Origin of the sequence: Nonomuraea bangladeshensis, assembly GCF_039529455.1 — a bacterium.
GTDB classification, from domain to species: domain Bacteria; phylum Actinomycetota; class Actinomycetes; order Streptosporangiales; family Streptosporangiaceae; genus Nonomuraea; species Nonomuraea bangladeshensis.
This window is the reverse complement of record NZ_BAAAMV010000002.1, coordinates 423,447-449,158: the sequence shown is the minus strand read 5'-3', so window position 1 is coordinate 449,158 and position 25,712 is coordinate 423,447. Positions and strand designations below refer to the sequence as shown.

At 74.9% G+C, this 25,712-nt stretch carries 25 protein-coding genes; 20 read left to right on the top strand and 5 right to left on the bottom strand.

The window, feature by feature from the left end:
• Positions 1 to 123 precede the first annotated feature (123 nt).
• Both recD2 and ABD292_RS06185 read left to right on the top strand, forming a co-directional pair.
• On the top strand, positions 124 to 2,280 hold the full coding sequence (gene recD2 / locus ABD292_RS06190; RefSeq protein WP_344205911.1) for an SF1B family DNA helicase RecD2: 2,157 nt from the start codon (positions 124 to 126) through the stop codon (positions 2,278 to 2,280).
• Between the two features lie 17 nt (positions 2,281 to 2,297).
• On the top strand, positions 2,298 to 2,831 hold the full coding sequence (locus ABD292_RS06185; RefSeq protein WP_371252388.1) for an RNA 2'-phosphotransferase: 534 nt from the start codon (positions 2,298 to 2,300) through the stop codon (positions 2,829 to 2,831).
• Here ABD292_RS06185 and ybiA read toward each other — a convergent pair.
• Both ybiA and ABD292_RS06175 read right to left on the bottom strand, forming a co-directional pair.
• The gene (ybiA, locus tag ABD292_RS06180) at positions 2,816 to 3,388 is read right to left on the bottom strand and encodes a riboflavin biosynthesis intermediates N-glycosidase (RefSeq protein WP_344205910.1); all 573 of its coding nucleotides are present in this window, start codon (positions 3,386 to 3,388) and stop codon (positions 2,816 to 2,818) included. The genes ABD292_RS06185 and ybiA overlap by 16 nt on opposite strands.
• Before the next feature lie 20 nt (positions 3,389 to 3,408).
• Entirely contained in the window at positions 3,409 to 4,389 is a 981-nt protein-coding gene (locus ABD292_RS06175) for a helix-turn-helix transcriptional regulator (RefSeq protein ID WP_344205909.1), read from the bottom strand.
• A 63-nt stretch (positions 4,390 to 4,452) separates the two neighbouring features.
• Here ABD292_RS06175 and ABD292_RS06170 point away from each other — a divergent pair, with 63 nt between their 5' ends.
• The 14 genes from ABD292_RS06170 to ABD292_RS06105 all read left to right on the top strand — a co-directional run bounded on the left by ABD292_RS06170 (position 4,453) and on the right by ABD292_RS06105 (position 19,917).
• Positions 4,453 to 5,607, top strand: coding sequence for an epoxide hydrolase family protein (locus ABD292_RS06170; protein WP_344205908.1), 1,155 nt, complete (start codon positions 4,453 to 4,455; stop codon positions 5,605 to 5,607).
• A 55-nt stretch (positions 5,608 to 5,662) separates the two neighbouring features.
• A complete protein-coding gene (locus ABD292_RS06165) occupies positions 5,663 to 5,905 on the top strand; it encodes a hypervirulence associated TUDOR domain-containing protein (RefSeq protein ID WP_344205907.1) in 243 nt (80 codons plus the stop codon).
• Positions 5,902 to 6,234, top strand: coding sequence for a DUF3140 domain-containing protein (locus tag ABD292_RS06160; protein WP_344205905.1), 333 nt, complete (start codon positions 5,902 to 5,904; stop codon positions 6,232 to 6,234). Before ABD292_RS06165 ends, ABD292_RS06160 begins: the two co-directional genes overlap by 4 nt.
• 160 nt (positions 6,235 to 6,394) lie before the next feature.
• The gene (locus ABD292_RS06155) at positions 6,395 to 7,747 is read left to right on the top strand and encodes a TrkH family potassium uptake protein (RefSeq protein WP_344205903.1); all 1,353 of its coding nucleotides are present in this window, start codon (positions 6,395 to 6,397) and stop codon (positions 7,745 to 7,747) included.
• Positions 7,740 to 8,402 carry a potassium channel family protein gene (locus tag ABD292_RS06150; RefSeq protein ID WP_329579054.1) on the top strand — a complete coding sequence of 221 codons (663 nt, stop codon included), beginning with the start codon at positions 7,740 to 7,742 and terminating at the stop codon, positions 8,400 to 8,402. Before ABD292_RS06155 ends, ABD292_RS06150 begins: the two co-directional genes overlap by 8 nt.
• A 36-nt stretch (positions 8,403 to 8,438) precedes the next feature.
• Complete coding sequence (locus ABD292_RS06145; protein WP_344205900.1) at positions 8,439 to 8,879, top strand: CBS domain-containing protein; 441 nt, start codon at positions 8,439 to 8,441, stop codon at positions 8,877 to 8,879.
• A 52-nt stretch (positions 8,880 to 8,931) separates the two neighbouring features.
• Positions 8,932 to 9,528, top strand: a complete 597-nt coding sequence (locus tag ABD292_RS06140; RefSeq protein ID WP_344205899.1) for a TetR/AcrR family transcriptional regulator — start codon at positions 8,932 to 8,934, stop codon at positions 9,526 to 9,528.
• A gap of 100 nt (positions 9,529 to 9,628) precedes the next feature.
• Complete coding sequence (locus ABD292_RS06135) at positions 9,629 to 11,050, top strand: MFS transporter (RefSeq protein ID WP_344205898.1); 1,422 nt, start codon at positions 9,629 to 9,631, stop codon at positions 11,048 to 11,050.
• A gap of 94 nt (positions 11,051 to 11,144) precedes the next feature.
• A complete protein-coding gene (locus tag ABD292_RS06130; protein WP_344205897.1) occupies positions 11,145 to 11,501 on the top strand; it encodes an STAS domain-containing protein in 357 nt (118 codons plus the stop codon).
• Between the two features lie 177 nt (positions 11,502 to 11,678).
• Positions 11,679 to 13,952 (top strand): SpoIIE family protein phosphatase, encoded by a 2,274-nt coding sequence (locus tag ABD292_RS06125; RefSeq protein ID WP_344205896.1) that lies wholly within the window; start codon positions 11,679 to 11,681, stop codon positions 13,950 to 13,952.
• A gap of 22 nt (positions 13,953 to 13,974) precedes the next feature.
• Positions 13,975 to 14,943 carry a hydroxyacid dehydrogenase gene (locus ABD292_RS06120; protein WP_344206436.1) on the top strand — a complete coding sequence of 323 codons (969 nt, stop codon included), beginning with the start codon at positions 13,975 to 13,977 and terminating at the stop codon, positions 14,941 to 14,943.
• 42 nt (positions 14,944 to 14,985) lie between these two features.
• A complete protein-coding gene (locus ABD292_RS06115) occupies positions 14,986 to 15,996 on the top strand; it encodes an aldo/keto reductase (protein ID WP_344205895.1) in 1,011 nt (336 codons plus the stop codon).
• A 122-nt stretch (positions 15,997 to 16,118) separates the two neighbouring features.
• Positions 16,119 to 18,806 carry a glycoside hydrolase family 3 C-terminal domain-containing protein gene (locus ABD292_RS06110; RefSeq protein ID WP_344205894.1) on the top strand — a complete coding sequence of 896 codons (2,688 nt, stop codon included), beginning with the start codon at positions 16,119 to 16,121 and terminating at the stop codon, positions 18,804 to 18,806.
• 91 nt (positions 18,807 to 18,897) lie between these two features.
• On the top strand, positions 18,898 to 19,917 hold the full coding sequence (locus tag ABD292_RS06105) for a LacI family DNA-binding transcriptional regulator (protein ID WP_344205893.1): 1,020 nt from the start codon (positions 18,898 to 18,900) through the stop codon (positions 19,915 to 19,917).
• A 97-nt stretch (positions 19,918 to 20,014) separates the two neighbouring features.
• On the opposite strand, the gene ABD292_RS06100 is transcribed toward ABD292_RS06105, so the two are convergent.
• Complete coding sequence (locus ABD292_RS06100) at positions 20,015 to 20,566, bottom strand: hypothetical protein (protein WP_344205891.1); 552 nt, start codon at positions 20,564 to 20,566, stop codon at positions 20,015 to 20,017.
• 143 nt (positions 20,567 to 20,709) lie between these two features.
• On the opposite strand from ABD292_RS06100, the gene ABD292_RS06095 reads away from it, so the two are divergent.
• The 3 genes from ABD292_RS06095 (at position 20,710) to ABD292_RS06085 (ending at position 23,029) form a co-directional block, all read left to right on the top strand.
• Complete coding sequence (locus ABD292_RS06095; RefSeq protein ID WP_344205890.1) at positions 20,710 to 21,993, top strand: ArsB/NhaD family transporter; 1,284 nt, start codon at positions 20,710 to 20,712, stop codon at positions 21,991 to 21,993.
• A 92-nt stretch (positions 21,994 to 22,085) separates the two neighbouring features.
• A complete protein-coding gene (locus ABD292_RS06090; RefSeq protein WP_344205889.1) occupies positions 22,086 to 22,466 on the top strand; it encodes an STAS domain-containing protein in 381 nt (126 codons plus the stop codon).
• A gap of 104 nt (positions 22,467 to 22,570) precedes the next feature.
• Positions 22,571 to 23,029 (top strand): OsmC family protein, encoded by a 459-nt coding sequence (locus ABD292_RS06085; protein WP_344205886.1) that lies wholly within the window; start codon positions 22,571 to 22,573, stop codon positions 23,027 to 23,029.
• 66 nt (positions 23,030 to 23,095) lie between these two features.
• On the opposite strand, the gene ABD292_RS06080 is transcribed toward ABD292_RS06085, so the two are convergent.
• Entirely contained in the window at positions 23,096 to 23,935 is an 840-nt protein-coding gene (locus ABD292_RS06080; protein WP_344205884.1) for a universal stress protein, read from the bottom strand.
• 162 nt (positions 23,936 to 24,097) lie between these two features.
• Positions 24,098 to 24,289: a DUF1918 domain-containing protein gene (locus tag ABD292_RS06075; protein ID WP_344205883.1), complete on the bottom strand. Its 192-nt coding sequence runs from the start codon at positions 24,287 to 24,289 to the stop codon at positions 24,098 to 24,100.
• A 196-nt stretch (positions 24,290 to 24,485) separates the two neighbouring features.
• On the opposite strand from ABD292_RS06075, the gene ABD292_RS06070 reads away from it, so the two are divergent.
• Positions 24,486 to 25,700, top strand: coding sequence for a DUF2157 domain-containing protein (locus ABD292_RS06070; RefSeq protein ID WP_344205881.1), 1,215 nt, complete (start codon positions 24,486 to 24,488; stop codon positions 25,698 to 25,700).
• Positions 25,701 to 25,712 lie beyond the last annotated feature (12 nt).

Sequence of the window (25,712 nt, the reverse complement as noted above, 5' to 3'; positions counted from 1 at the left end):
GCATGACCTGCCCGGCACCGCATGACCTGCCACGCCCCGGCTTGCCGCCCCCGCCCCCTCTCCCGTCCCCGTGCCGCCCCCGTGCCCGGTGGTTTGTCGGTGCGGGATGGTTGGATCGTCCGTGTGGAGGCGTCGGTCGAGCAGCTCGTCTACGTCCGCGAGGACTCTTACACCGTCGCGCGCATGAGCGCCGACGGCGAGCCCGGCTTCGTGGCGACCGGCCGGGCGCTGGCCGGGGTGCAGCCGGGCGAGACGCTGCGCCTGCACGGCGAGTGGGGCCGGCACGCCCGCCACGGGCGGCGCTTCGCGGTGTCCGGGTGCGAGCGCGTCACCCCGTCGTCGGTCCGGGCCATCCGCATCTATCTCGGCTCCGGCCTGGTCAGGGGCATCGGGCCGCGCCTCGCGCACGCCATCGTCGAGCACTTCGGCGAGGCCACGCTCAAGGTCATCGACGCCGAGCCTGAGCGGCTGACCGAGGTGGTCAACATCGGGCCGCTGCGGCAGGCGCAGATCGTGGAGGCCTGGCGGGAGCAGAAGGCCATCGCCGCGCTGATGGTGACGTTGCAGGGGCTCGGGGTGAGCCCGCTGCTCGCGGCCAAGATCTACCAGGCGTTCGGGCAGGACGCCGACGAGGTGCTGGCGACCGACCCCTACCGGCTGATCGGGCGGGTGCGGGGCATCGCGTTCCGGGTGGCCGACCGCATCGCGCTGCAGTCGGGGGTGCCCGAGCGCAGCCCGCAGCGGGTCAGGGCGGCGCTGCTCGACCGGCTGGAGGCGGCGGGGAGCCGCGACGGCCACTGCTACCTCCCGGTCGCCGCCCTCGTCCGCGAGACGGCCGAGCTGATCGAGCAGGACCAGGACCTGGTGCGCCCGCAGCTCGACGCGCTGGTCGCCGAGCGCCGCCTGGCGGTGGAGACCTCGCCCGCCCAGCCGGGTCAGCTCGTGGCCTACGCCAAGCACGTGCACGCCCGCGAGCAGGCGCTGGCCACGCACCTCGCCCGGCTGCTCAGGGCCCGTTCGACGCTGCCGCTGCGCGCCTTCCGCGAGGACGACTCGCTCCACGACGACCAGCGGGCGGCCGTCACCATGGCGCTGACCAGCACGGTCGCGGTGATCACCGGTGGGCCGGGGGTGGGCAAGAGCCACACGGTCCGGGCCATCGCGACCGCGGTGCGGCAGGCGGGCGGCACGGTCACGCTCGCCGCGCCGACCGGCAAGGCCGCCAAGCGGCTGTCGGAGCTGACCGGGCTGCCGGCGATGACCGTCCACCGCATGCTGGCCCAGCAGCCCGACCCCGAGCCCGGCACGCTGTTCGACGAGCGGCCCTCGCGGGCCGACCTCATCGTGGTGGACGAGGCGTCCATGCTCGACCTGCACCTGGCCACCCGGCTGGTGGCGGCCGTCCCGTCCGGCAGCCACCTGCTGCTCATCGGCGACAGCGACCAGCTCCCGAGCATCGGGCCCGGCGACGTCCTGGCCGACCTGCTGCGGGTGCCCGGCGTCCCGCGCATCCAGCTCACCCACGTCTTCCGGCAGGCGGGCGGCAGCGGCATCGTCGAGGCGGCCCACCGCATCCGCGCCGGGCGCATGCCGGCCACGCCGGGCCGGGGCGGCTTCTGGTTCGAGGAGCTCGACGACCCCGCGCAGGTCGCCCAGCGGGTCGCCCATCTCGCCATGGTCGCGATCCCGCGCAAGCAGGGCGTCGAGCCCAGCCAGGTCCAGGTGCTGTGCCCGATGCGCAAGGGCGAGACCGGCGCCACCGCCCTCGGGCGGCTCATCCAGGACCGGCTCAACCCGGCCGCCGACGACAAGCCCGAGCACTGGTCGGCAGCCACGGTGTTCCGGGTCGGCGACCGCGTCATGCCGATCCGCAACAACTACGACAAGGGCGTCTTCAACGGCGAGACGGGCACGGTGACGGCCGTCACCCCGGCCGAGCGCACGATCACCATCCGCACCGACGACGGCGAGAGCGTCGCCTACGGCTTCGACGAGCTCGACGACCTCACCCACGCCTACGCGATCAGCGTGCACCGCTCACAGGGCAGCGAATACCCGTTCGTGGTGGCGCCGATCGTCGCCGAGTCCGGCGGCATCATGCTGCGCCGCAAGCTCCTCTACACCCTGGTCACCAGGGCCAGGGCGTGGGTGGTGCTGGTGGGGCAGCGCGAGGCGCTGGAGCTGGCCGTCCACCGGGTCGGTTCCCGCCGCAACACCGGCCTGGCCCGCCGCCTGGCCCTGACCCTGGAGACCCCGCCGACGGAGACAGCGGAGACCTGAGAGTGGACGAAGACGTGATGCGGCGCCGCCTGGTCCGCGTATCCAAATTCCTGGCCCGCCACCTGCGCCACGACCCCGGGCGCATCGGCCTCACCCTCGACCCGGCCGGCTGGGTGCCGGTCGAGGAGCTGCTGTCGGCCGCCGCCGCGCACGGCTTCCCGATCACGCCCGCCGAGCTGGCGCGGGTGGTGGAGACCGATGACAAGCGCCGCTACGTCATCGAGGACGGCCGCATCCGCGCCAGCCAGGGTCACTCGGTGCCGGTCGAGCTGGGCCTGCCGCCCGCCGAGCCGCCCGAGGTGCTCTACCACGGCACGGTGGGCCGCTTCCTGTCCGCGATCCGGCGCGAGGGGCTGCGCCCGATGGGCCGCCACCATGTGCACCTGTCGCCCGACCGCGACACCGCCGTCCGCGTCGGCGCCCGCCGGGGCGCGCCCGTCGTGCTGGTGGTGCGAGCGGGCGCGATGCACGCCGACGGGCACGTCTTCCACCTCAGCGCCAACGGCGTCTGGCTGACCGGCCACGTCCCCCCGGCCTACCTCGCCTTCTGAAGCGTGGCGCGGGCGGCCATGAGGGCGAAGCCGAGCAGGTTGAGCCCCTGCCAGGTGGCCGGGGAGGCGGCGCGTTCGTCGGCGGCGGCCAGGCCGATGCCCCACACGCGGTCGCGGGGGCTCGCCTCGACCAGCACCCGCCCGGAGGTGCCGAGCAGATAGGCGGCCAGGTCGGCGTGCTGGCCGAACTTGGCGGCGTTGCCCCGCGCCACGATGGCGAAACGCTCCCCGGCCCAGGTCGCCTCGTCGAAGCCGCGCACACCGCGGCCGAGGTCCTTGGCCTCGGCCGGGTGCCCGGCCGCGAGGATCCGCTCGGCGGTCTCGCCGTCGCCGAACAGCCACGCCTTGTGCGCCATCATGTAGTGCTCGGCCGAGGCGTAGACGTGGCCGTCCTCGGTGAACGTCACCGGCCACCACTGGCTGAGGCAGCCCGGCCCCACGCCGCCGCCGCGCGGCGGCCGGTGGCCCCAGAAGTAGAGGTACTTCAGCCGGAGACCGGCGCGTTCGGCGGCGACGGCCTCCTCGACGGTCATGGGCAGGGCGGGTTCGTCGGACATGAGAGTGACTGTCCCACAGATCACGGTTGTTCAGCCGAGTGATCGGCGGCACGGTGCAGCCGGGCGGCGAGGGTGCGCAGGGTGGCCGCCAGTTCGGGCGGGTCGAGCACCTCGAAGTCGAAGCCCTTGGCGGCGACGTACGCGGCCAGCTCGTCGAGGGAGTCGGCGCCCGCCGTGAACAGGCAGCGCTCGCCGTCCACCGGCTCCAGCCGGCCCGCGCCCGGCGAGGTGCGCGGGGCGACGGCGGCGAGCGGGGCGTGGAAGAGGATCCGGGCCTGGTGCCGGTAGGGGGCGGTGGTGATGCCGCGCGAGACGTACGCCGCCGCGTCGTCCCCCGGCGGCGTGCGCGGCGTGAACCGGGCGCCGGGCAGGCCCAGCAGCTCCTCGACGCGGTCCATCCTGAACGTCCGCCAGTCGCGCCGGCCGACGTCCCACGCCAGCAGGTACCAGCGGCGCGGCGTGTGGACCAGCCGGTGCGGCTCCACCTCCCGCTCGCTCGCCCCGTCGCGGCCCCGGTAGCGCAGCCGCAGCCGCCGGTGGTCGCGGCAGGCGGCGGCGACGGCGGTGAGCAGGTCGGCGCCGACGCCGACGCCGGGGACGGCGGCCCCGGCCAGCGGGACGGTCGCGGCCTCGAACGCCGACACCCGGTGCCGCAGCCGCGACGGCAGCACCTGCCGCAGCTTGGCCAGCGCGCGCAGCGCGGCCTCCTCCAGCCCGGCGACGCTGCCGGTGGCGGCGGTGCGCAGGCTGAGCGCGACGGCCACCGCCTCCTCGTCGTCGAGCAGCAGCGGCGGCAGCGCCGCGCCCACGCCCAGCCGGTAGCCGCCGGCCACGCCGGGAGCGGCGTCCACCGGGTAGCCGAGCTCGCGCAGCCGCCCGACGTCGCGCCGCACCGTGCGCAGGCCGACGCCGAGCCGGTCGGCCAGCTCGCTGCCGGTCCAGTCGGCCCGGGACTGGAGGAGGGACAGCAGGCGGAGCAACCGTGCCGAGGTTTCCAGCATGGCCGACATTCTGCCGCGCATCGGTGCCCGGACCTGTCACCGATTCCTTCTACCGTGCTGCGCATGGAGACCTCGCGCATCGCGCCGTACCGCATCGACATCCCCCAGACCGCCCTCGACGACCTGCGCGACCGCCTGCGCCGCACCCGCTGGGCCCCGGAGCTGCCCGGCGCCGGATGGGAACGCGGCGTGCCGACCGGCTACCTGCGGGAGCTGGCCGCGTACTGGGCGGGCGGCTTCGACTGGCGCGCCCAGGAGGCGGCGCTCAACGCCTTCCCGCAGTTCACCACCACGATCGACGGCGCGAACGTGCACTTCCTGCACGTACGCTCGGCCGTGCCCGAGGCGACGCCGCTGCTGCTCCTGCACGGCTGGCCGGGATCGGTGGTGGAGTTCCTCGACGTCATCGGGCCGCTCACCGACCCGGCCGCGTACGGCGGCGCCGCGTCCGACGCCTTCCACCTGGTGATCCCGTCGCTGCCCGGCTACGGCTTCTCCGGCCCGCTGCCGGACACCGGCTGGACCGACGGCCGCACCGCCGCCGCGCTGGCCACGCTCATGGACCGGCTCGGCTACGACCGCTACGGCGTGCAGGGCGGCGACGTCAGCGCCTTCATCGCGCCGCTCATCGGCCGGGCCGCGCCGGAGCACGTCATCGGCGTGCACGTCAACGCGCTGCTCACGTTCCCGAACGGCGACCCGGCGATCATGGGCGCGCTCACCGACGCCGAGCGGGCCCGGCTGGCCGGGATGGAGGAGTGGCAGCGGAAGCTGGGCGCGTACATGAATCTTCAGGGCACCCGCCCGCAGACGATCGCGGCCGCGCTGCACGACTCCCCCGCCGGGCAGCTCGCCTGGATCGTGGAGAAGTTCAAGGACTGGACGGACCCGGCGGCGAAGCTGCCCGAGGACGCCGTGGACCGCGACCGCATCCTCACCGACGTGAGCATCTACTGGTTCACCGAGACGGCGGGCCCGGCCGCCCACACCTACTACGAGCGCTTCAACGACGCGGCCGCGTGGGCGCCGAAGCCGCGCGGGACGGCGCCGACGGGCGTGGCCGTCTTCCCGACCGACTTCTCGGTCCGGCCGCTGGCCGAGCCGGTCCACAACGTCGTGCGCTGGTCGGAGTTCGACCGCGGCGGCCACTTCGCCGCGCTGGAGGCGCCGGACCTGCTCGTGGCCGAGCTGCGCGCCCTCTTCGCCGGGCTGCGCTAGCGAAGGCGGCCCTGACCTGCGGTTATCCCCCCGGGGTGCGGGTAGCCGCAGGTGCATGCCGAAGAAGAAGGACCAGCCGAAGAAGGACGCGCTCGCCAAGGGCGACCAGGTGAGCTGGCGCAGCCACGGCGGCACCGCCGAGGGCGAGGTGGAGAAGAAGATCACCAAGCGGACGAAGGCCGCCGGCCGCACCGTCGCCGCCTCGCCCGAGGAGCCCCAGTACGTGGTGCGCAGCGACAAGAGCGGCGGCGAGGCCGTGCACAAGGCGTCGGCGCTCAAGAAGCGGAAGAAGAAATGAGCGACGACCGCCGCGAGATCGCCGCCGAGTTCGACCGGGCCGTGAACATGACGGTCAAGGAGCTGGAGCACTGGCTGACCACCGAGGAGTCGAGGTCGGTCGGGCAGAAGGAGGACGGCGCGGGCGAGTCGACCGGCCACGAGTCCGGCCGCCGCATCGTCGCACTGCTGCACCGCCGCAGGTCGGAGTGGGGCGACGACGACTACGCCCACATGAGGAAGGTCATCGGGTACGTGCACCGGCACCTCGCCCAGCGCCCTTCCGGCGACGTCAGGGAGACGCGGTGGCGGTACTCGCTGATGAACTGGGGGCACGACCCGCTCAAGTGATCGGGGTCTCCCGGGCGTTCGCGCCCGTCCGGGACCGCTGCCGCGCACGCGAGGGGTATGGTGGGGCGCGGTGAGCCGGGAAGTCTGGTCGGCTTTGGATCGGCGACCGAACGTGTCCCGGAGGGTGTTGCGCGATGCGCTGGAGTGATGGCGGCGATCGATGATGCGCGCGACCTCGACGCTTTTAGCGAGATTCCAGCACCCGGCCCAGGTCGTGGCCGCCGGTTTCGCCGTGGCGATCGGGCTCGGGGCGCTGCTGCTGTCGCTGCCCGCCGCCACCGCCGGGGACGTGTCGGCGGGATGGTTGAACGCACTGTTCACGGCCGCCTCCGCGGTCTGTGTGACCGGGCTCGTGCTGGTGGACACCGAGGCGCACTGGTCGGTCTTCGGCGAGGTGGTCATCGCCGGGCTGGCCCAGGTGGGCGGCCTCGGCATCATGACGATGGCCACGGTCTTCACCCTGCTCGTGTCGGGCCGCCTCGGGCTGCGCGCCCGCATCGCCGCCCAGACGGAGACCAAGACGCTCAGCATGAGCGACGTGCGCCGGCTCGTGCTGAAGGTGGTGGCCTTCAGCCTCGTCTGCGAGGCGGTGGCCGCCGCCGTGCTCACCGGCCGGTTCGTGCTCGGTTACGGCGAGTCGTTCGGCCGCGCGCTCTACCTGGGCGTCTTCCACGCGGTCACGGCGTTCAACAGCGCCGGGTTCGCGCTGTGGCCGGACAGCCTCATGCGCTTCGTCACCGACCCGTGGATCTGCCTGACGGTCGCGATCGCGGCCATCGTCGGCGGGCTGGGGTTCCCGGTGGTGTTCGAGCTGGCCCGCCTCTGGCGGCAGCCGAGCAAGTGGACGGTGCTGACCAGGATCACCGTCGGCACCAGCGTGATCCTGCTGGTGTCCGGCACCCTCGTCTTCCTCGCCACCGAGTGGCGCAACCCGGCCACGCTCGGCGGGCTCGACGACGGGCACAAGCTGATGGCCGCCTTCTTCACCGCCGTCATGCCGCGTTCGGCCGGGTTCAACGTGCTGGACATCGCGCAGATGTACCCGTCGAGCTGGCTGGCGACCGACCTGCTGATGTTCATCGGCGGCGGCAGCGCCGGCACCGCGGGCGGCATCAAGGTCACCACGTTCGGCATGCTGGCCTTCATCGTCTGGACCGAGATGCGGGGCGAGAGCCGGGTCAACATCGGCCGGCGGCGGCTGCCGGAGACCACGCAGCGCCAGGTCGTCACGATCACGGTGCTGGGGGTGGCGCTGGTGGCGGTCTCGACGTACGTGCTGCTCGCGCTCACCCCCTACAAGCTCGACCAGGTACTGTTCGAGGTCATCTCGGCCTTCGGCACGACCGGGCTGTCCACCGGCATCACCGCGAGCCTCGGCACCCCCGGCCACGTGCTGCTCGCCGTGCTGATGTTCATCGGCCGGATCGGGCCGCTCACCCTGGGGTCCGCGCTGGCACTCAACCGGCGCACCCGCCGTTACGAGCTACCGGAGGAGCGAGTCATCGTTGGCTGACTACAAGAGCAACCCCGTCGTGGTCATCGGGCTGGGCCGGTTCGGCACCGCGCTGGCGCTGGGGCTGACCCGGCGCGGCACCGAGGTCCTGGCCATCGACCACCGGCCCAAGATCACGCAGGCGCTGGCCGGGCAGCTCACCCAGATCGCCACCGCCGACGCCACCGACATGGAGGCGCTGCGCCAGCTCGGCGTCCCCGACTTCTACCGGGCGGTGGTGGCGGTCGGCAGCGACATAGAGGCCAGCATCCTCACCACGTCGCTGCTGGTCGAGCTGGAGATCAACGACATCTGGGCCAAGGCCGTCAGCTCCCAGCACGGCCGCATCCTCGACCGGATCGGCGCCCACCACGTCGTCTTCCCCGAGCACGACATGGGCGAGCGGGTCGCTCACCTGGTCAGCGGCCGGATGCTGGACTTCATGCAGGTCGACGGTGACTTCGCGCTCGCCAAGATCAAACCGCCGAAGGAGTACGTGGGCGTGCCGCTCGGCGAGTCCAACCTGCGGCGCAAGCGCGGCGTCACGATCGTCGCGGTCAAGACGCCGGGCGAGGCGTTCACGTACGCGACCGCCGAGACCGAGCTGTCCTACGGCGACGTCATCCTCGTGTCGGGGCGTACGGAGGAGGTCGAGCGCTTCGCCGAGCTGCCCTGACGGGCGCGCCCGCTAGGCTTCGGGAGGAGGACACCGATGCGCGCACACGAGCTCGCCGTCGACTTCCCGACGGTCACCCCGGACACCCCGGCGCTGGAGGCGGCCAGGCTGCTGGCCGACGGCGACCTGCCGGGCCTCATCCTCGCCGACGCCGACGGCCGGCCGATCAGCATCCTGCCCGGCACCGAAGTGCTGCGCCTGGCGGTGCCGCCCTACTGCCGGGACGACCCGGCGCTGGCGCGGGTGGTGGACGAGGCCCACGCCGACCTGTTCCTGCGCCGGCTGGGCGAGCGTACGGTCCGCGAGTGCCTGCCCGAGCAGCCCCGCGAGCTGCCGGTCGCCGACCGGAAGGCGACGGTGCTTGAGCTGGCCGCGCTGATGGCCCGTACGCACAGCCCGCTCGTGGCGGTCGTGGACGCCGATGGGCGGCTGGTGGGCGCGGTCACCCTGCGGGACCTGCTCGGCCACGCCCTCTGACACGCGAGCGTGTCGCCCGGTCGGCCGCGGCCGGCGTCGTAGGGTGGTGCGCATGGTGAGGACCGCGCCCCGACAGCCCGTACCCGCCCGGCGGGCCGACGCCGAGCGCAACATCGCCGCCATCCTGGAGGCCGCCACCCGCCTGCTCAGCGCCGACCCGGCGGGGAGCGTCGCCGACATCGCCAAGGCGGCCGGGGTGGGCCGGGTCACGCTCTATGGGCACTTCCCGTCCCGCGAGGCGCTGGTGGACGCGGTGCTGGAGCACGCGGTCGGCCTGGCCGACGCAGTGCTGGACGACCCCGGGCTCGACGAGCGCCCGGCGCCGGAGGCGATGGCCGCGCTGCTGCACTCGTCATGGGAGGTCCTCGACCGGCACCGCCGCCTGTTCGTGGCCGCCGACCGGATCATGGCCACCGAACGCATCCGTGGGCACCACGAGCGTCCGCTGCGGCGGGTGGAGCGGCTGATCGAGCGAGGCCGCCGAGAGGGTGACTTCCGTACGGACCTGCCGCTGCCGTGGCTGGTGACGACGTTCTTCTCGATCATTCACAGCGCCGCGCAGGAGCGGGAGTCGGGACGGCTGCCGGCGGAGGACGTCGAGCGGGTGCTGGTCACCACGATGCTGTCCCTCCTGGCCTCCCCCGCCTGACGCCCGCGCGCCCTCGGGGGCGACCTCCAGGGAACCGTACCCGGGTACGGTTGTGCGTGCTAACTTGAACACCACTGTTCGAGTTTAGGGGTTGGAACGCATGGAGATCGACGTCTCGCGCGGCGGAGTCCGCGCGCCGGGCGGGTGGGGCGTGCTGGTGCTGCTCTGCCTGGCCCAGTTCATGCTCATCGTGGACATCACGGTCGTGCAGGTCGCGCTGCCGTCCATCGGCGCGGACCTGGCGCTCGGCCGCGAGGCCCTGACGTGGGTGGTGACCGCGTACACGCTGTGCTTCGGCGGGCTCATGGTCCTCGGCGGACGGCTCGCCGACGTGCTCGGCGCCCGCCGGACGCTGCTGGCCGGGCTCGCCCTGTTCACCGCCGCCTCGCTGCTGTGCGGGCTGTCAGGGAGCGGCGCGACGCTGATCGCGGGCCGGGCGCTGCAGGGCGTCGGCGCGGCGCTGCTCTCCCCCGCCGCGCTGGCCGTCATCACCACCGTCTTCCACGGCGAGCGACGCGGGCGGGCGCTCGGCGTCTGGGCGGCCGTCGGCGGCAGCGGCGCCGCCCTCGGCGTGCTCCTCGGCGGGCTGCTCACCGCCGGGCCCGGCTGGGCCTGGGTGTTCGTGGTGAACGTGCCGGTCGGCCTGCTGGTGCTGGCCGCCCTGCCCGCCGTGACGCCCGCCGTGCCGGGGCGGGCGGGGCGGGTGGACGTGCCGGGCGCGCTGCTCGTCACGGCGGCGACCGGCCTGCTCGTCTACGGGGTCGTCACCGCGGGCGAGGCCGGCTGGGGCGCGGCCGCCACGCTGCTGCCGCTGGCCGCGGCCGTGCTGCTCTACGCGCTGTTCGCGGCGGTCCAGCGGACCGCGCGGGCCCCGCTCATGCGGGCCGCGACCCTGGCCAGGCGGCCCGTGATCTCCGGGATGTTCCTCATGCTGACGGCCACCGGCCTCATGCTCGGCCTGTTCTTCATCGGCTCGCTGTACCTCCAGCACGCGCGGGGATTCGGCGCCCTGGAGACCGGCCTGCTCTTCCTGCCCGTGGCGCTGGCGATCACGATCGGCGCGCAGGCCGGCGGGCATCTCGTCCCCCGGCTCGGCGGGCGGCCGGTGGCGGTGGCGGCGTTCGCGCTGACGGCGGCCGGGGCGGCGTGGATGACCATGATCTCGCCGGAGACCAGCCCGTACGCCACGCTGCTGCCCGGGTTCACGCTGGCCGCACTCGGGATCGGGCCCCTGTTCGTGACCGCCACCACGACCACCATGGCCAACGTGCCGCCCGGCGAGAACGGCGTGGCCTCCGGCGTCATCAACACCTTCCACGAGCTGGGCGGCTCGATCGGCGTGGCGGTGGCCTCGGCCGTCGTCGCGCCGAGCCTCGCGCCCGGTGCGGCGGGGATCGGCGGCTTCGTCTCCGGACTGACCGTGTGCGCCATGACGGCCGGGGCGGCGGCGCTCGTCTCGCTCCGGCTGGTGCCGCCCGGCCGGCCCTCGGGGGCGTTCGTCGGTCACGGGCACGGCCACTGACGACGGCTCCTCCGATGAGGATGCCGCGGACGGCTCCCGCCCACTATCCTTCATTGATGGTCCCGAACCGCCGGCGAGACCGGTGACGAGCTGAATGCCCATGTTGACGCTGGCCCACGAACGCCGGCCGGGGGTCACCGTGATCACGGTGTGCGGCGAGCTGGACGCCACCAACCGCGCGCAGCTCGACGACTACGTCAAGGACCTGACGGACGCCCCGCTCGTGTTCGACCTGTCCCGGGTGCCGTTCATGGACAGCTCCGGCCTGCACGTCCTGCTGATGTGCGATGTCCGCTGTCGTCGCGAGGGCGGGGCCGTGCACCTGGCCGCCGTGCAGCCGCTGCCGGCCCGCCTGTTCGAGATCACCGGCGTGCTGTCCCACGTGCCGATGCACGCCACGGTCGAGGAGGCCGTGACGGCGGCGCTCGGCCGGGCCGAACGCTCCGTCTGACGCCCGTAGGGCACCGGTGCCACGCGGATCGCGACGCGCGACCGGCGGACGCGGCGTCCGCGGCGGGTTAGTCTCTGCGTCACCGGAACCACCGGCCCCGGGCGGCTGCCGCGTCACCTCGACGCGCGCGTCCGGCGCCGGCCGCTCGTCGGCGGACTCGTGAGGAGGGCGGAACGCGTGGACGACCCGACAGCCCCAGCGGGCGAGGCCGCCGCCGACCTCGGCAGGCTCGCCGCGACCGTCGAACGGCTGCGGCGCGAGCTGGCCGGCGCGCGCCGCGCCGCCGACGAGCGCGCCCTGGTCGAGCTGGCCAAAGGCGTGCTGGTCGGGCGGCTGCGCTGCGGCCCCGCGCAGGCGGCCGAACAGCTCACCACGCTGGCGGGCCGGAGCGGCCTGTCGCCGGTCGAGGTGGCCGCCGACGTGGTCAACGCGGCCGCGTACGACCGCGTCAGCGTGACCGCGCAGGCCCAGCCGGAGGCCGCGGTGCCGCTGCGCGCCGCCGAGAGCGCCGTCCTCGACGCCGGCGACACGCAGGCCGTGGCCCGCTCCCTGCTGGAGCACGCGCTGCCGCCGCTCGGCGCGACGGCCGTGGCCGTGTGGGCGGCCGGGCCGGACGGGTCGCTGTCGCTGGCGGGGCAGGCGGGTTTCGCCCCGGAGGAGGCCGGGAGCTGGCGGCACGTGCCGCCCGGCGTCGACACCATGGCCGGGCGGTCGCTGGCCGGGCGGCGGACGATCTGGCACTCCGGCGACCTGCCGTCGATCGGCCGCCGCCGCGCCGACCCCGGGGGCCGGGTGACCATGCCGATGACCAGGGGCGGGCGGGTCGTCGGCGTGCTGGAGGTCTGCTGGCCGTACGCGCCGGAGGCGGCGGACGCGTCCCGGGCCGAGCGGCAGATCGAGGCGCTGGCCGAGCTGTGCGCCCACACGCTGACCGCGCCGCCCGGAGGGCCGGCCTCCGACCTGCCGGAGCTGGCCGGTCTGGCCGACGCGCTGCCCGATCCCGCGCTGGTGCTGCGGGCGAGCATGGACGCCCGCGGCGGCCTGGCCGACTTCGAGGTACGGCACGTCAGCCGGCGGCTGCGCGGGGCGCCGGCGCTGGAGGCGTACCCGTTCAAGGCCGGCGGGCTGCTGCTCGAGGCGTTCCCGCAGGCGGCGGGCGGGCTGTTCGGGCACGTCGAGCGGGTGCACGCGACCGGCGAGCCGTTCCGGTCCGAGCGCATGCCGCTGGCGCTGAGCATGACGGGCGTGGCCGACGTGAGCCTCACCCGGCACGGCGAGAACGTGCTGCTGGTGTGGCGCGACCACGACGAGGACGCCCGCCTGGCCGGGCTGCTGGAGCACGCCCAGCGGCTCGGCCGCATCGCCGGGTTCGAGGAGAACTCCGCCACCGGCGAGATCACCTGGACCGCCCAGCTCTACGCGCTGTACGGCCTGTCGCCGGGCGAGCCGCCGGTGCCGCTGGAGCGGCTGCGCGAGCACGCCCACCCCGACGACGGGGTCACCGTCGGCCGTTTCCTGCGCACCGTGCTGCATCACCGGCGCTTCGCCGCCGCCGCGTTCCGGCTGCGGCGCGCGGACGGCATGGCCAGGCACCTGCGGGTGGTCGCCGAGCCGGTCTTCGGTCCGGGCGGGCGGCTCATGGCGGTGCGGGGGGCGTACCAGGACATCTCCTCGCAGCACTGGACGGAGGTGGCGCTCGCCGTCACCCGTGACCAGCTCGCCCACAGCGAGCAGGAGTCCGCCGAGCGCAACCTGCTGGCGCTGCGGCTCCAGCACGCGATCATGCCGCCGTCGCACGGCACGACGCGCTCCGACGGGCTGCGCATCGCCGTGCGCTACCGGCCCGCGCAGAAGGACCACCTGGTCGGGGGCGACTGGTACGACGTGGTCACGCTGCCGTCCCGGCAGATCCTGCTGTCGGTCGGTGACGTGGCCGGGCACGGGATGGAGGCGGCCACCGGCATGGTGGTGCTGCGCAACGCGCTGCGCGGCCTGGCCGCCACGGGCGCCGGGCCCGCCCGGCTCATGTCGTGGCTCAACCTGGTCGCCTGCCACCTCGCCGACCCCATGACCGCGACGGCGGTGTGCGGCCTGTACGACCCGGCCACCCGGGTCCTGACCTGGGCCAGGGCCGGTCACCTGCCGCCGATCCTGCTGCGGGAGCCGGACGGCCGCGAGCTGCCGATGATCAAGGGGCCGCTGCTGGGGGCGTTCCCCGACGCCGCGTACGAGGAGGGGCGGGTGCAGCTGCGCGCGGACGACACCCTGCTGCTCTACACCGACGGCCTCATCGAGCGGCGCGACCGCAACCTGCGCCACGCGCAGGACCGCCTGCTCGCCATCGCCACCCGTGGCGCCGCCTCCCTGGACGACCGCCTGGACGACCTGCTCATCCACTGCGGCTCCGACACCGACGACGACACCTGCCTCATCGGCGTCCAGCTCACCTGAGACGATCAAGAGCGTGACCCCCATGCGCGCGATCCTCGTCTTCGACCCGCCCTCGCAGGTCGGCCGTTTCTTCACCCCTGAGCTGCTGGCCGAGCTGCGGCGGCACGTCGAGCTCGATCCCACGCTCGTCCTCACCCGGTACGAGGGGCCGGCGCTGGCGCGGGCCGAGATGCTGATCACCGGCTGGGGCGCTCCCCCGCTTGACGCCCGCGCCCTGGAGAACGCGCCGCGCCTGCGGTACGTGGTGCACACCGCGGGGACGGTGAAGGGGCTGGCCGGGCCGGCGGTGTTCGCCCGCGGGATCCAGGTCAGCTCGCAGGCGGCGGCCAACGCCGTCCCGGTCGCGGAGTACACCCTGGCGATGATCCTGCTGGCCAACAAGCAGGTCTGGCAGCTCTCCCGCGCCTACACCGAGAGCCGCCGCCCGCCCGGGCTGGAGGCGATCTGGTCGGCGGGCGGCAACGCGGGCCGTACGGTGGGCGTGATCGGCGCCTCGGCGGTCGGGCGGCGCGTGCTGGAGCTGCTGCGCCCCTTCGACCTGCGCGCCCTGCTGTACGACCCGACCCTCGCCGATGCCGAGGGGCTGGACGCCGAGCTGGTCGGGCTGCCCGAGCTGATGGCGCGCAGCGACGTCGTGACCATCCACGCGCCCGCGCTCCCCGAGACCCGGCACCTGGTGGGGGCCGCCGAGCTGGCCCTGATGCGCCCGGGGGCGACACTGATCAACACCGCCCGGCCGTCGCTGGTGGACCAGGACGCGCTGGTGAAGGCGGTCGCCCGGGGCCGGATCCACGCGGTGCTCGACGTGATCGAGCCGGACGACGCGCTGTTCGACCTGCCGGGGGTGCTGCTCACGCCGCACGTGGCCGGGTCGGTGGGCACCGAGCTGCACCGGCTGGCGGCCGGCGCGGTCGCGGAGGTGGCCGCCGTGGCGGCGGGCCGGCCGCTGCGGCACGCGGTGGACCCGGCGACCCTGCACCTGCGGGCCTGACCCGGCGCTCAGTCCTTCGCGGGGCGGCACGATAACGTGGCCGTGAAACGATTCATAGCGATCACGCGGAAGGTCACCTTGGACTACGAACGCCAGCCGTACCGCAGGTGCGGCCGCAGCGGACTCCTGCTCCCCGCCGTCTCGCTGGGCCTGTGGCACAACTTCGGCGAGGGCAAGCCCGTCGAGAGCCAGCGAGCGATCCTGCACAAGGCCCTCGACCTCGGCATCACCCACTTCGACATCGCCGACCGCTACGGGCCGCCGATCGGCGCCGCCGAGGCCGCGTTCGGCCGCATCTTCCCCGCGTCCCTGCGGGACGAGGTGGTCGTCACCACCAAGGGCAGCAACCCCATGTGGGACGGCCCGTACGGCAAGGGCAACTCCCGCAAGCACCTGCTCGCCACCCTGGACCGCTCGCTCACCCGGCTCGGCCTCGAACACGTCGACATCTTCTACCTGCACCGCGACGACGAGGACACGCCGCTGGAGGAGCAGGCCGCCACGCTCGACCACATGGTGCGCACCGGCCGCGTGCTCTACGCCGGGGTGTCCAACTTCTCTCCCGAGCGCACGGCCGAGATCGCCCGGCTGCTGCGCGGGCTCGGCACCCCGCTGCTGGTGCACCAGCCGCCGTACTCGCTGCTCAACCGGGGCATCGAGGACCGGCTGCTCGGGGTGCTGGAGGCCGAGGGCGCGGGCTGCGTGGTGTACTCGCCGCTGGCGCAGGGGCTGCTCACCGACCGCTACCTCGACGGCATCCCGGCCGACTCGCGGGCGGCCGAGGGCCGCTTCCTCACGGCCGATCGGGTGACGCCCGAGGTCCTGGCGTTCGTACGGGCCCTGGCCGGGATCGCCGCCGGGCGGGGGCAGACGGTCGCGCAGCTCGCGCTGGCGTGGGCGCTGCGCGACCCGCGCGTCACCTCGGTCCTGGTCGGGGCGTCGAGCCCCGAGCAGCTGGAGGCCAACGTGGCGGCCGTGGACAACCTCGACTTCACCGACGACGAGCTGGCCGCCATCGACCGGGCCGCCAAGGAGGCCGGGATCGCGGCGTAGCGGCGGGCGCGGAAGGTAAAAGTCGGGCCGGGAGATCCTCCGTTCAAGGGCGAACGCTGGGCCCCGGCCCCCGTCGCGGCTCTAGGTTTCGGGGTTCAGCCCACCCGCGAAGGAGCTGCCCCATGCCCGAAGCCCCCGCATCCGGTCCGTCCCTGTTCGTGACGCGCCGGGAGATGGCCCGCCTGCTCGCCGGGGCGGGGGCCGCCGCCGCGTGCGCCGGGGCCCTCCGGGCCGGGCCCGTACGCGCGGACGTCCGGCCGTCCCGGGTGGACGCTCTCCTGCGTGAGCTGACGCTCCAGGAGAAGATCGCGCTCCTGCACGGGGCGGCCGACCCCGCGGCCAAGGGGGCGGCCGGGTACGTGCCCGGCGTGCCCCGGCTCGGCATCCCCGAGCTGCGCCTGGCCGACGGCCCCGCCGGCGTGCGCGGCGCCGTGCAGGCCGGCGGGCGGGCCACGGCGCTGCCCGCGCCGGTCGCGCTCGCCGCCACGTTCGACCCTGGCCTGGCCCGCCGGTACGGCGCGGTCCTCGGCCGCGAGTGCCGGGCCTTCGGCATGGACGTGGTCCTGGCGCCGATGGTGAACATCGTCCGCGTCCCCCAGGCGGGCCGGAACTTCGAGACCCTGAGCGAGGACCCGGTGCTCGCCGCCGCGCTGGCCGCCGCCGAGGTGCGCGGCATCCAGAGCGAGGGCGCGATCGCCACGGTCAAGCACTACGCGGCCAACAACTTCGAGAACGAACGCCAGAACGTCGACGTGCGCGTGGACGAGCGGACGCTGCGCGAGGTCTACCTGCCGGCGTTCGAGGCGGCGGTGGCGGCCGGAGCGGGGGCGGTCATGGCCGCGTACCCGCGCGTCAACGGCCGGTACTGCGCCGAGAACCGGCACCTGCTCACCGAGATCCTGCGGGACGAGTGGCGCTTCACGGGCTGGGTGATGTCCGACTGGGGCGGCACGCGCAGCGGCGTCCCCTCGGTCGAGGCCGGGCTGGACATGGAGATGCCCTCGGGCACCCATTTCTCCGGCCTGGCCGCGGCGGTGGCCTCGGGGCGGCTCGCCGGCTCCGTCGTGGACCGGTCGGTGCGCAGGATCCTGCTCCAGCTCGACCGCTTCGACCTGCTGACCGCGCCGCAGAACGAGGTGACGGGCGGGGTGCCTGGCGGGGTGCTGGGCGGGCTGCTGGGCGGGGTACCGGACGCGCTGACGGGCGGGCTGACGGGCGGGGGGACGGGTGCGCTGACGGGCGGGGGGACGAGTGCGCTGACGGGCGCGCCGTCGGCTGGGGACCCCGCGCGGCCGGTGTTCGACGCCGCGGCCGGGGCGGTGGTGGCGCGGGAGGTCGCGTTGGCGGGGGCGGTGCTGTTGCGCAACGAGCGCGGCCTCCTGCCGCTCCGCCGCGCCGACCTGGCGGACCTGGCCGTCATCGGCCCCACCGCCGCCGTCCCGCTGGCCGGCGGGGGCGGCAGCGCCCGGGTGCTGCGCTCGGGGACGGAGAGCCCGTTCGCCGCCCTGCACCGCCGGGCGGGCGGGGCCGCGCGGGTGCGGTTCGCCACCGGCGTGGACCTGGACGGCGTCCCGGTCCCCGCGAGCGCCCTGTCGCTGACCCGCACCCGCCGGGGCGGCGACCCGGAGACCGTGACGCAGGTGGACCACACCGGCGCCGCGGCCCTGCCCGCGGGATCGTCCTGGACCTGGAAGGGCACGATCACCGCCCCCGCGACCGGCGACTACGACCTGCGCGTCCAGGGCGCCGGCGCCCCGCCGTCGTCCGGCGGCTCGATCACGCTCACCGTGGACGGGACCAGGATCGGCGCGGTCGAGGCGCTGCTCGGCGGCAACAGCAGCCTGATCGCGACCGCGGACGGCCTCACCAACGCCGGGGCGGTCGTCAGGCTGGAGGGCGGACGGCCCACGCCGCTGCGGATCTCCGCCACCGGGGTCGCGGGGAAGCCGCTGGAGGTCCGGCTGGCCTGGGTCACGCCGGCCCGGCGGCAGGAGGCGCGGGAGGCCGCGGCGGCCCTGGCACGCGGCGCGCGGGCGGCGGTCGTGTTCGCCTTCGACGAGGGCACGGAGGGGACCGACCGGACGAGCCTGGCGCTGCCGAAGGAGCAGGACGCGCTGATCGCGGCGGTGGCGGCGGCCAACCCGCGGACCGCCGTCGTGCTGAACACCGGGCACCCGGTGCTCATGCCGTGGCTGGCGGACGTGCCGGCGGTGCTGCAGATGTGGTACCCGGGGCAGGAGGGCGCGGACGCGACCGCCGCGCTGCTGCTCGGCGCGGCCTGCCCCGGCGGGAAGCTGCCGGTGACGTTCCCGGCGCGGGCCGCGGACGCGCCGGCCGCCGCGCCCGAGCGTTACCCCGGCGTGGCCGGCACGGCGGTCTACGACGAGGGCGTCTTCGTCGGGTACCGGCACTACGACGCGTACGGGATCGAGCCGCTGTTCCCGTTCGGGCACGGGCTGTCGTACACGCGGTTCGCGTACACGGGGCTGTCGGTGCGGCCGTCCGGGGACGGGCTGCGCGTGACGTTCACGCTGGCGAACGTGGGACGGCGGGAGGGCGTGGAGGTGGCGCAGGTGTACGTGACGCCGCCCGCCGACCCGCCCGTGCCGATGCCGCCGCGCGTGCTCGCGGCCTTCGCCCGGGTCCGGCTCGCCCCCGGCGAGCGGCGGCGGGTCACGGTGACGGTGCCCGGCCGGGCGCTGCGGCACTGGGGCGGCCAGGGCTGGGTGCTCGCCGCCGGGAGGCGGGCCGTGCAGGTCGGCTCGTCGTCGCGGGACCTGCGGCTGCGACGGGAGGTCACGGTACGGTGAGCGATGGGATGAATCGTTTCAGCGGGGCTGATGATCGCATAAGCTAGGGGGCCACGCCGCTGGACGCGGTGGCGACTGACACTGAGGAACGATGTCGAGCATCAAAGAGGTCGCCCGCCTCGCCGGGGTCTCCGTCGGCACCGTGAGCAACGTGCTCAACCGTCCCGACATGGTCGCTCCCGAGACCCGCGAGCGCGTGCAGGCCGCGATCACGCGGCTCGGCTACGTCCGCAACGGCTCGGCCCGGCAGCTGCGGGCCGGGCGCAGCCGGACGATCGCCGTCGTGGCGCTCGACCTGGCCAACCCGTTCTTCATCGACGTGCTCAGCGGCGTCGAGAGCGCCGCGCAGCGCGACAGGCTGACCGTGATGGTGTTCAACAGCAGCAAGGACGCCGACCGGGAGGAGCGGCTGATCGAGGAGCTGGCGGAGCAGCGGCCGCTCGGCGTGCTCATCACGCCGGTCAACGACCGGGGGCAGCGGGAGCGGCTGGAGCAGCTGGTGTCGCGGGGCATCCCGGTCGTCGTGTTCGACAACTCCTCCCGGTTCAGCCACGGGTGCGCGGTGGCGGTGGACGACGTGCTCGGCGGCCGGCTGGCCGGGCGGCACCTGCTGGAGCGCGGGCACCGGCACATCGCCTACGCCGGCGGGCCGTTCAGCGTCCGGCAGGTGGAGGACCGGCACGACGGGCTGGCCGCCGTACTGGGCGAGCGGGAGCGGCTGACCGTCATCCGGCTGCCCGACCTCAACGTCGCGACCGGCCGCACGGCGGGCCGGGAGATCGCCGAGCTGTCGCCAGGGGCGCGGCCGACCGCGGTGTTCTGCGGCAACGACCTGGTCGCGCTGGGGGTGCTGCAGGAGCTGACGCAGCGCGGGCTGCGGGTGCCGGACGACGTGGCGATCCTCGGCTACGACGACATCGACTTCGCGGCGGCGGCCGCCGTGCCGCTGTCGTCGATCCGGCAGCCGCGCGAGCAGATCGGCGACACGGCCACGCAGATATTGCTGGAGGAGTCCGGCCGGGTGCCCGGTCATCAGCACCGGCGGGTGATCTTCCAGCCGGCGCTGGTGGAGCGGACGTCCACGGCCGCACAGGCTCCCGCGGCCCCCTGACCCGGCCACGCCGCCCGGCCGGACACGGCTTGGCCATGCGTGGCGAGGCGCGGTCTGGCCGCCCGGTCCGGCCGTCCCGTCCGGTTCGGTGCGGGCGTCAGTAGTCGTCGTCGGCCCGGTCGAGGCGCTGGTGGAGGCCGTAGACGAAGCGGGCGCGGTAGTGGGCGCCCTCGTGGGCGAAGCCGACCGTCCAGTGGTGGGGGGCCGCGCCCTCGAGGTGCGACGCGCCGGGAAAGCCGGCCCCGACGTCGGCGACGACGCAGCTCCACGGCGTCAGCTCGGCGAACGGAACCGCCCGCCCGCCGCCCGGCCGGACGAACCACTGGTTCCACACCTCGCCGCCCGGCCCGGACAGGACCTCGAACCGCAGTCCCGGCCAGGACGGCAGCGCCCAGCGGGCCACGTCGCAGGTCAGGCTGCCCACGCGCCGCTCGCCCTCGTACGCGGGCGGCCCGAGCGCGGCCAGGAACGCCCGCCGCCCCTTGGGTGCCCGGGCCGAGTGCGCCATGGCGGTCCACCGGGTGTGCGCCTGCCGCAGCTCGGCGCGGGTGGCGCCCATGCCCTTGAGCGCGTCCTCGACGCGGGCGGCGGCGAGGTCGCGCATGCGATGCATCAGCGCCAGCTCGAACTGGCGCACGCCGAAGGTCATGATCCGCTCCCCCGCGCCCCTGATTCCACACGGGAGCGTTCTTGATACGTTGAGCAGAGGTGTGCCGGGAAGTCTGGTCGGCGAGTCGTTCATCCGTTTTGAGCAGAGGATGTGCCAGTGCGCCTCACTGACCGGTTTCCCGCGTGACCGCGCTCTCCTGGGCGAGCGTGGCGGTCTTCCTGGCCGCGTACGCGCTGATCGCCACCGAGAAGGTCCACCGGGTCGCGGCCGCGCTCGGCGGGGCGGCGATCATGCTGCTGATCCACGCCACGGGCGCCGAGGCGGCGTTCTTCTCCGAGCGGACCGGCGTCGACTGGAACGTCATCTTCCTGCTCCTCGGCATGATGATCATCGTCGGGGTGCTGAAGGAGACCGGCGTCTTCGAGTTCCTGGCGATCTGGGCGGCCAAGCGGGCCCGCGGGCGGCCGTTCCGGCTCATGGCGCTGCTGGTGATCATCACCGCGTCGGCCTCGGCGCTGCTCGACAACGTGACCACGGTGCTGCTCATCGCGCCGGTCACGTTCCTGGTGTGCGAGCGGCTGGCGCTGCCCGCCGCGCCGTTCCTCATCGCCGAGGCCATGGCCTCCAACATCGGCGGCGCGGCCACCCTGATCGGCGATCCGCCGAACATCATCATCGCCAGCCGGGGCGGGCTGACCTTCAACGACTTCCTCGTGCACATGGCGCCGATGGTGGTCGTGCTGATGGCGGTGTTCGTCGGGCTGTGCCGGCTCATGTTCGGGCGGCGCTTCCGGCACGATCCCGAGCGGGCCGCGGAGATCATGGCGCTGGACGAGCGGGAGGCGCTCGGCGACCGGACGCTGCTGTGGCAGTCGCTGAGCGTGCTGGTGCTGGTCATGGCGGCGTTCGTGCTGCACCCGGTGCTGCACTACGAGCCGTCGGTCGTCGCGCTGCTCGGCGCCGGGGTGCTGGTCGCGGTGACGAAGGTGACCACCGAGCAGGCCATCGCCGAGGTGGAGTGGCCCACGCTGGTGTTCTTCGCCGGGCTGTTCGTCATGGTGGGCTCCCTGGTGGAGACCGGGGTCATCGGCGAGCTGTCGAAGGCCGCCGTGGAGGCTACGGCCGGGCGGCCGGAGCTGACCACCCTGGGGCTGCTCGGCGTGTCCGGCCTGCTGTCGGCGATCGTGGACAACATCCCGTACGTCGCCACCATGAGCCCCATCGTCGAGCGGCTCGTCGACGCGAACGGCGGCGACCAGACGCTGTGGTGGGCGCTGGCCTTCGGCGCCGACCTGGGCGGCAACGCCACCGCCGTCGGCGCGGCGGCCAACGTGGTCGTGCTCGGCATCGCCGCCCGCAACGGCACCCCGATCAGCTTCTGGCAGTTCACGAAGTACGGCCTCGTCGTCACGGCGGTCACCGTCGGCCTGGTCGCTCCTTACCTGTGGCTCCGTTACCTGCTGTGATGTTCTCCTTCCGCAACCGGTAGTGTCGTCGGCGGTGTGCCGGGAAGTCCGGCCGGTGATGCTTCCGTAGCGCCTTGGAGAGCCAGCGAACGATGACCCCGACCGCGCCCGCAGACCCGACGGGCCCTTCCGCCGCCGGCGACTTCTCCCTGCGGATCCGCAGCCGCGGCGAGGTCCTGCTGATCGAGCTCGGCGGGCCGTTGTCCGGCGCGCCGGTGGAGATCCTGCGGATGTACCTCGCGAAGACGCTCGCCACGCTGGCGGTCCCCGCGCTCGTCGTGGACCTCGCCGGGCTGACCGGCCTGGACGCGGCCGGCCTTGAGGTCCTGCGTTCGGCCACCCGCGACGCCGCCGCGGCCGGCGGGCGCCTGGTGGTCACGGGCGGCCTGCCGCTGCTCGGCACGGCCGGCGCCGCCGGCCTGGACCTGCTGCCCACGATCGACGCCGCACTCGCCGCCCTCGACCCGCCCTGACTGCGGAAAGCGGCGGTGAGGGGTTTGGGCCCTCCCCCTTCTCCCTCCCGGAGGCCAAGGTGGAGGGTGGCCACCGTGCTCCCTGGCGAACGAAGGAGATCACCATGGACACCCGCCACGCGACGATCCCGCTCCAGGCCCCCGTACCGCCGTCCGACCTGCCCGAACGGGTCGAGGTCGCGCACGCCGGCGGCGAGTCCTACCTCATCACCGTACGGGGCCACACGCTGGTCGCCGGCCAGCCGGAGCAGGCGGGCGGCGACGACGCCGGCGCCACCCCGACCGAGCTGTTCGTCGCCTCCCTCGCCTCCTGCGTGGCCTACTACGCCGGCCGCTTCCTGTCCCGCCACGGCGCCTCGCGGGAGGGGCTGCGGGTGAGCGCGGACTTCGGCCTGGCCGCCGACCGGCCCGCCCGGGTCGCCGCCGTACGGCTGCGCGTGGCCGCGCCCGGCCTGCCCGCCGAGCGGCGGCCCGCGTTCCTGGCCGTGATCTCGCGCTGCACCGTGCACAACTCGCTGCGCCGGCCGCCCGAGGTGGTCGTCGAGCTGGCCGGGGACGCGTGACCGCGCGCCGCGGCGGCCCGCGGGCGACCTCGTCGTGGTGGAGAACTGACCCGGCGCGCCGATCCGTCACCCGCCGCCGGGGCGCGGCCTGACCACCGCGACCGGGCAGGTCAGGCGGTGCAGGACCGCGTGGCCGACGGACCCGAGCAGGGCCGAGGCGAAGCCGCCGCGCCCGCGCGAGCCCACGACCACGAGGTCCGCCGCCCGGCCCGCCTCGATCAGGGCGTGCACCGGGTGGCCGTGCACCTGCGCGTCGGTGATCCGGACGTCGGGGGCGCTCTCCCGCCACGCCGCCGCCCGCTCGGCCGCGGCCCGCGTCAGGTACTCGTAGCCCTCCTGCGCCAGCGTGTCGTACGCGGCCGCGTACGGCGAGTACACCGGCGACTGCCAGGCGCAGACCACGTGCAGGGTGACGTCACGGGCCCTCGCCTGCTCGATCGCGTACGCCACGGCCGCCGCCGCCTGCTCCGAGCCGTCGTCGCCCACGACCACCCGGCCGTGCCGCACCACGGACGTCTCCCGTACGATCACGACGGGCCCGGGGGCGTGCCCCGCCACCCCCATGCCGACCGAGCCGAGCAGCATCCCGGCGAACCCGCCGAGCCCCCGGCTGCCCAGCACCACGCTGTCCGCCGTCACCGACTCCGCGAGCAGCGCCTCGACCACGTCGCCGGTCAGCAGGGCGGCCTCGACCTCGACGTCGCGGGTCAGGGCGAGCGCCCGGTCCCGCGCCACGTCCAGCGTCTCCTCGCAGGGCTCCAGGCCGTCCTGCCCCGGGGGCCGCCGCTCGCACACGTGCACGAGCCGCAGCGCCAGTCCTCTCAGCTGGGCGTCGGCGGCGGCCCACTCCACGGCGGCGGCGGCCGGGGCGGAGCCGTCCACGGCGACCAGGACGGGCCCGGTCATCGCGCGCCTCCCCCGCTCCCGTGCCGTCGCGGCCCGGCCGCGCGGGCGGGGTCGCCCGCCCACGCGGTACGGCCGCCGCCGGGCGGCACCGGGACGTGCCGCGACCTGGGCATCCGGATCATCCGCCCGGCGAGCCACGCCCCGCAGCCGGCGGCACCGCGGTCACCGGGCTCCGGCGACGACCCGGGCGTCGGGGCCGGGGAACACCAGGGTCTCGTGCCCGTCCTCCAGCCACCGCACGATGTACGGCGGCGAGCCGTCGTCATGCTCGACCCGTACGATGACGCCTTCCTTGCGGAGTTCGCCCCCGTACGTGCCTTCGACCACCAGCCGATCTCCCACACTCGCCCTCATCACAGACCTCCTCGTCCCACTCCTTCTCCCAGGTCAGATGCCCCGTACGGGCCCCTAGTCACAGGAACGACCGGCTCCTTTCCGCGGGACGTCCGGGGCCCCGGCAGGTTCGGGGATGCGGGCCGGCGTGGCGTGGTCCGGACGGGTTTCGGCAGGTGCCTGTCCGGCGATGGGACGGGGGAAGGAGGGCCGCGAGGTGACTCAGAGCCGGGACGAGGTGCTGCGGCGGCTCGTACGTGAGGGCACGCTGACGGCCGCGCAGGCGTTGGCCGTGCACCAGGCGCTCGACGAGGCGGAGCGGCCGGCGCGGGCGCGGTGGGCGGAGGTCGCCGGGTACGTCGGCGGCGCGTTGCTGCTGGTGGGCGCGGTGTCGCTGGCGGGGACGTCGTGGCCGGTCCTGTCCACGACGGCCCGCGTCCTCATCCTCCTGGCCGCGACCGCCGCCCTCCTGACCGCCGGCCTCCTCCTGGCCGACCTCGGCCCCCGCCTCCGCTCCTCCCTGGCCCAGCACAGGCCCGCAGCGCACGGGCCCACCGCGCACGGGACCACAGCGCACGGGCCCGCCGCGCACGAGACCGGCCCGCACGAGACCGGCCCGCACGAGACCGGCCCGCACGGGGCCGGCCCGCGCGGGACCGGCCCGCGAGGGGCGGCGCGCTCTCGCCCGTCGTCGGGCGGGAGGCCGGGTGAGTCCCCGTCCCTCGTCCACTTGGGTGCCGGGGAGCGCTGGCGGGCCTGGTTGGAGGGGGCCGGGCGGACCGGGACCGTGCGGCGGCGGTTCGGGGGTGTCGCGCTGGCGCTGGCGGCCGTGACCGGGGCCCTGGCCGCCGCCGAGCTCGCCGCCGTCGTCACCGGACGTCAGCTCACGGCCGCCGCCGTGACGGGGCTGGTCCTGGCCGCCGCCGGGTACGTGGCACTGCCGGGCGGCCCCTGCGCGGTGGCGGCCGCCGGGTTCGCGGCGCTGACCGCCGAGGCCGTCGCCGGCGAGCTGGCCGGCTACGGCTCCATGGCGGTGGGCCTGACGCTGGTCGGCACGGGCGTCGCGTGGACGGCCCTGGTGATGGCCGGGGTGATCGGGCAGCGGCGGCTCGGGCTGGGACTCGGCGCGGTCGTGGCGCTGTTCGGCGCGCAGCACGGCGCCGGGACCGGCGACAGCCTGGCCTGGTCGTACGTGACGACGTTCGCCGTCGCGGTGGCCTGCCTCGTGCTGTACCGGTGGGAACGGGCCTGGGTGCTGCTCGTGGCGGGCGTCGCCGGGTTCACCCTGGTCGTGCCCGAGGCGGTGTGGGACTGGACGGACGGCGCGGTCGGCGGCTCGCTCGCGTTGATGATCGCGGGACTGGTGCTGGTGGCGTCGTCGGTCCTCGGCCTGCGGCTGCACCGCGCCTCCCGCCCGGACCACGCGCCATAGCCACGAGCCGCC

Coding starts and splice junctions, on each gene's coding strand:
- ABD292_RS06185 (WP_371252388.1), top strand. CDS start 2,298: ATGCGGCGCCGCCTGGTCCGCGTATCCAAATTCCTGGCCCGCCACCTG.
- ybiA (WP_344205910.1), bottom strand. CDS start 3,388: ATGTCCGACGAACCCGCCCTGCCCATGACCGTCGAGGAGGCCGTCGCC.
- ABD292_RS06175 (WP_344205909.1), bottom strand. CDS start 4,389: ATGCTGGAAACCTCGGCACGGTTGCTCCGCCTGCTGTCCCTCCTCCAG.
- ABD292_RS06170 (WP_344205908.1), top strand. CDS start 4,453: ATGGAGACCTCGCGCATCGCGCCGTACCGCATCGACATCCCCCAGACC.
- ABD292_RS06165 (WP_344205907.1), top strand. CDS start 5,663: ATGCCGAAGAAGAAGGACCAGCCGAAGAAGGACGCGCTCGCCAAGGGC.
- ABD292_RS06160 (WP_344205905.1), top strand. CDS start 5,902: ATGAGCGACGACCGCCGCGAGATCGCCGCCGAGTTCGACCGGGCCGTG.
- ABD292_RS06155 (WP_344205903.1), top strand. CDS start 6,395: ATGATGCGCGCGACCTCGACGCTTTTAGCGAGATTCCAGCACCCGGCC.
- ABD292_RS06145 (WP_344205900.1), top strand. CDS start 8,439: ATGCGCGCACACGAGCTCGCCGTCGACTTCCCGACGGTCACCCCGGAC.
- ABD292_RS06140 (WP_344205899.1), top strand. CDS start 8,932: ATGGTGAGGACCGCGCCCCGACAGCCCGTACCCGCCCGGCGGGCCGAC.
- ABD292_RS06135 (WP_344205898.1), top strand. CDS start 9,629: ATGGAGATCGACGTCTCGCGCGGCGGAGTCCGCGCGCCGGGCGGGTGG.
- ABD292_RS06130 (WP_344205897.1), top strand. CDS start 11,145: ATGCCCATGTTGACGCTGGCCCACGAACGCCGGCCGGGGGTCACCGTG.
- ABD292_RS06120 (WP_344206436.1), top strand. CDS start 13,975: ATGCGCGCGATCCTCGTCTTCGACCCGCCCTCGCAGGTCGGCCGTTTC.
- ABD292_RS06110 (WP_344205894.1), top strand. CDS start 16,119: ATGCCCGAAGCCCCCGCATCCGGTCCGTCCCTGTTCGTGACGCGCCGG.
- ABD292_RS06105 (WP_344205893.1), top strand. CDS start 18,898: ATGTCGAGCATCAAAGAGGTCGCCCGCCTCGCCGGGGTCTCCGTCGGC.
- ABD292_RS06100 (WP_344205891.1), bottom strand. CDS start 20,566: ATGACCTTCGGCGTGCGCCAGTTCGAGCTGGCGCTGATGCATCGCATG.
- ABD292_RS06090 (WP_344205889.1), top strand. CDS start 22,086: ATGACCCCGACCGCGCCCGCAGACCCGACGGGCCCTTCCGCCGCCGGC.
- ABD292_RS06085 (WP_344205886.1), top strand. CDS start 22,571: ATGGACACCCGCCACGCGACGATCCCGCTCCAGGCCCCCGTACCGCCG.
- ABD292_RS06080 (WP_344205884.1), bottom strand. CDS start 23,935: ATGACCGGGCCCGTCCTGGTCGCCGTGGACGGCTCCGCCCCGGCCGCC.
- ABD292_RS06075 (WP_344205883.1), bottom strand. CDS start 24,289: ATGAGGGCGAGTGTGGGAGATCGGCTGGTGGTCGAAGGCACGTACGGG.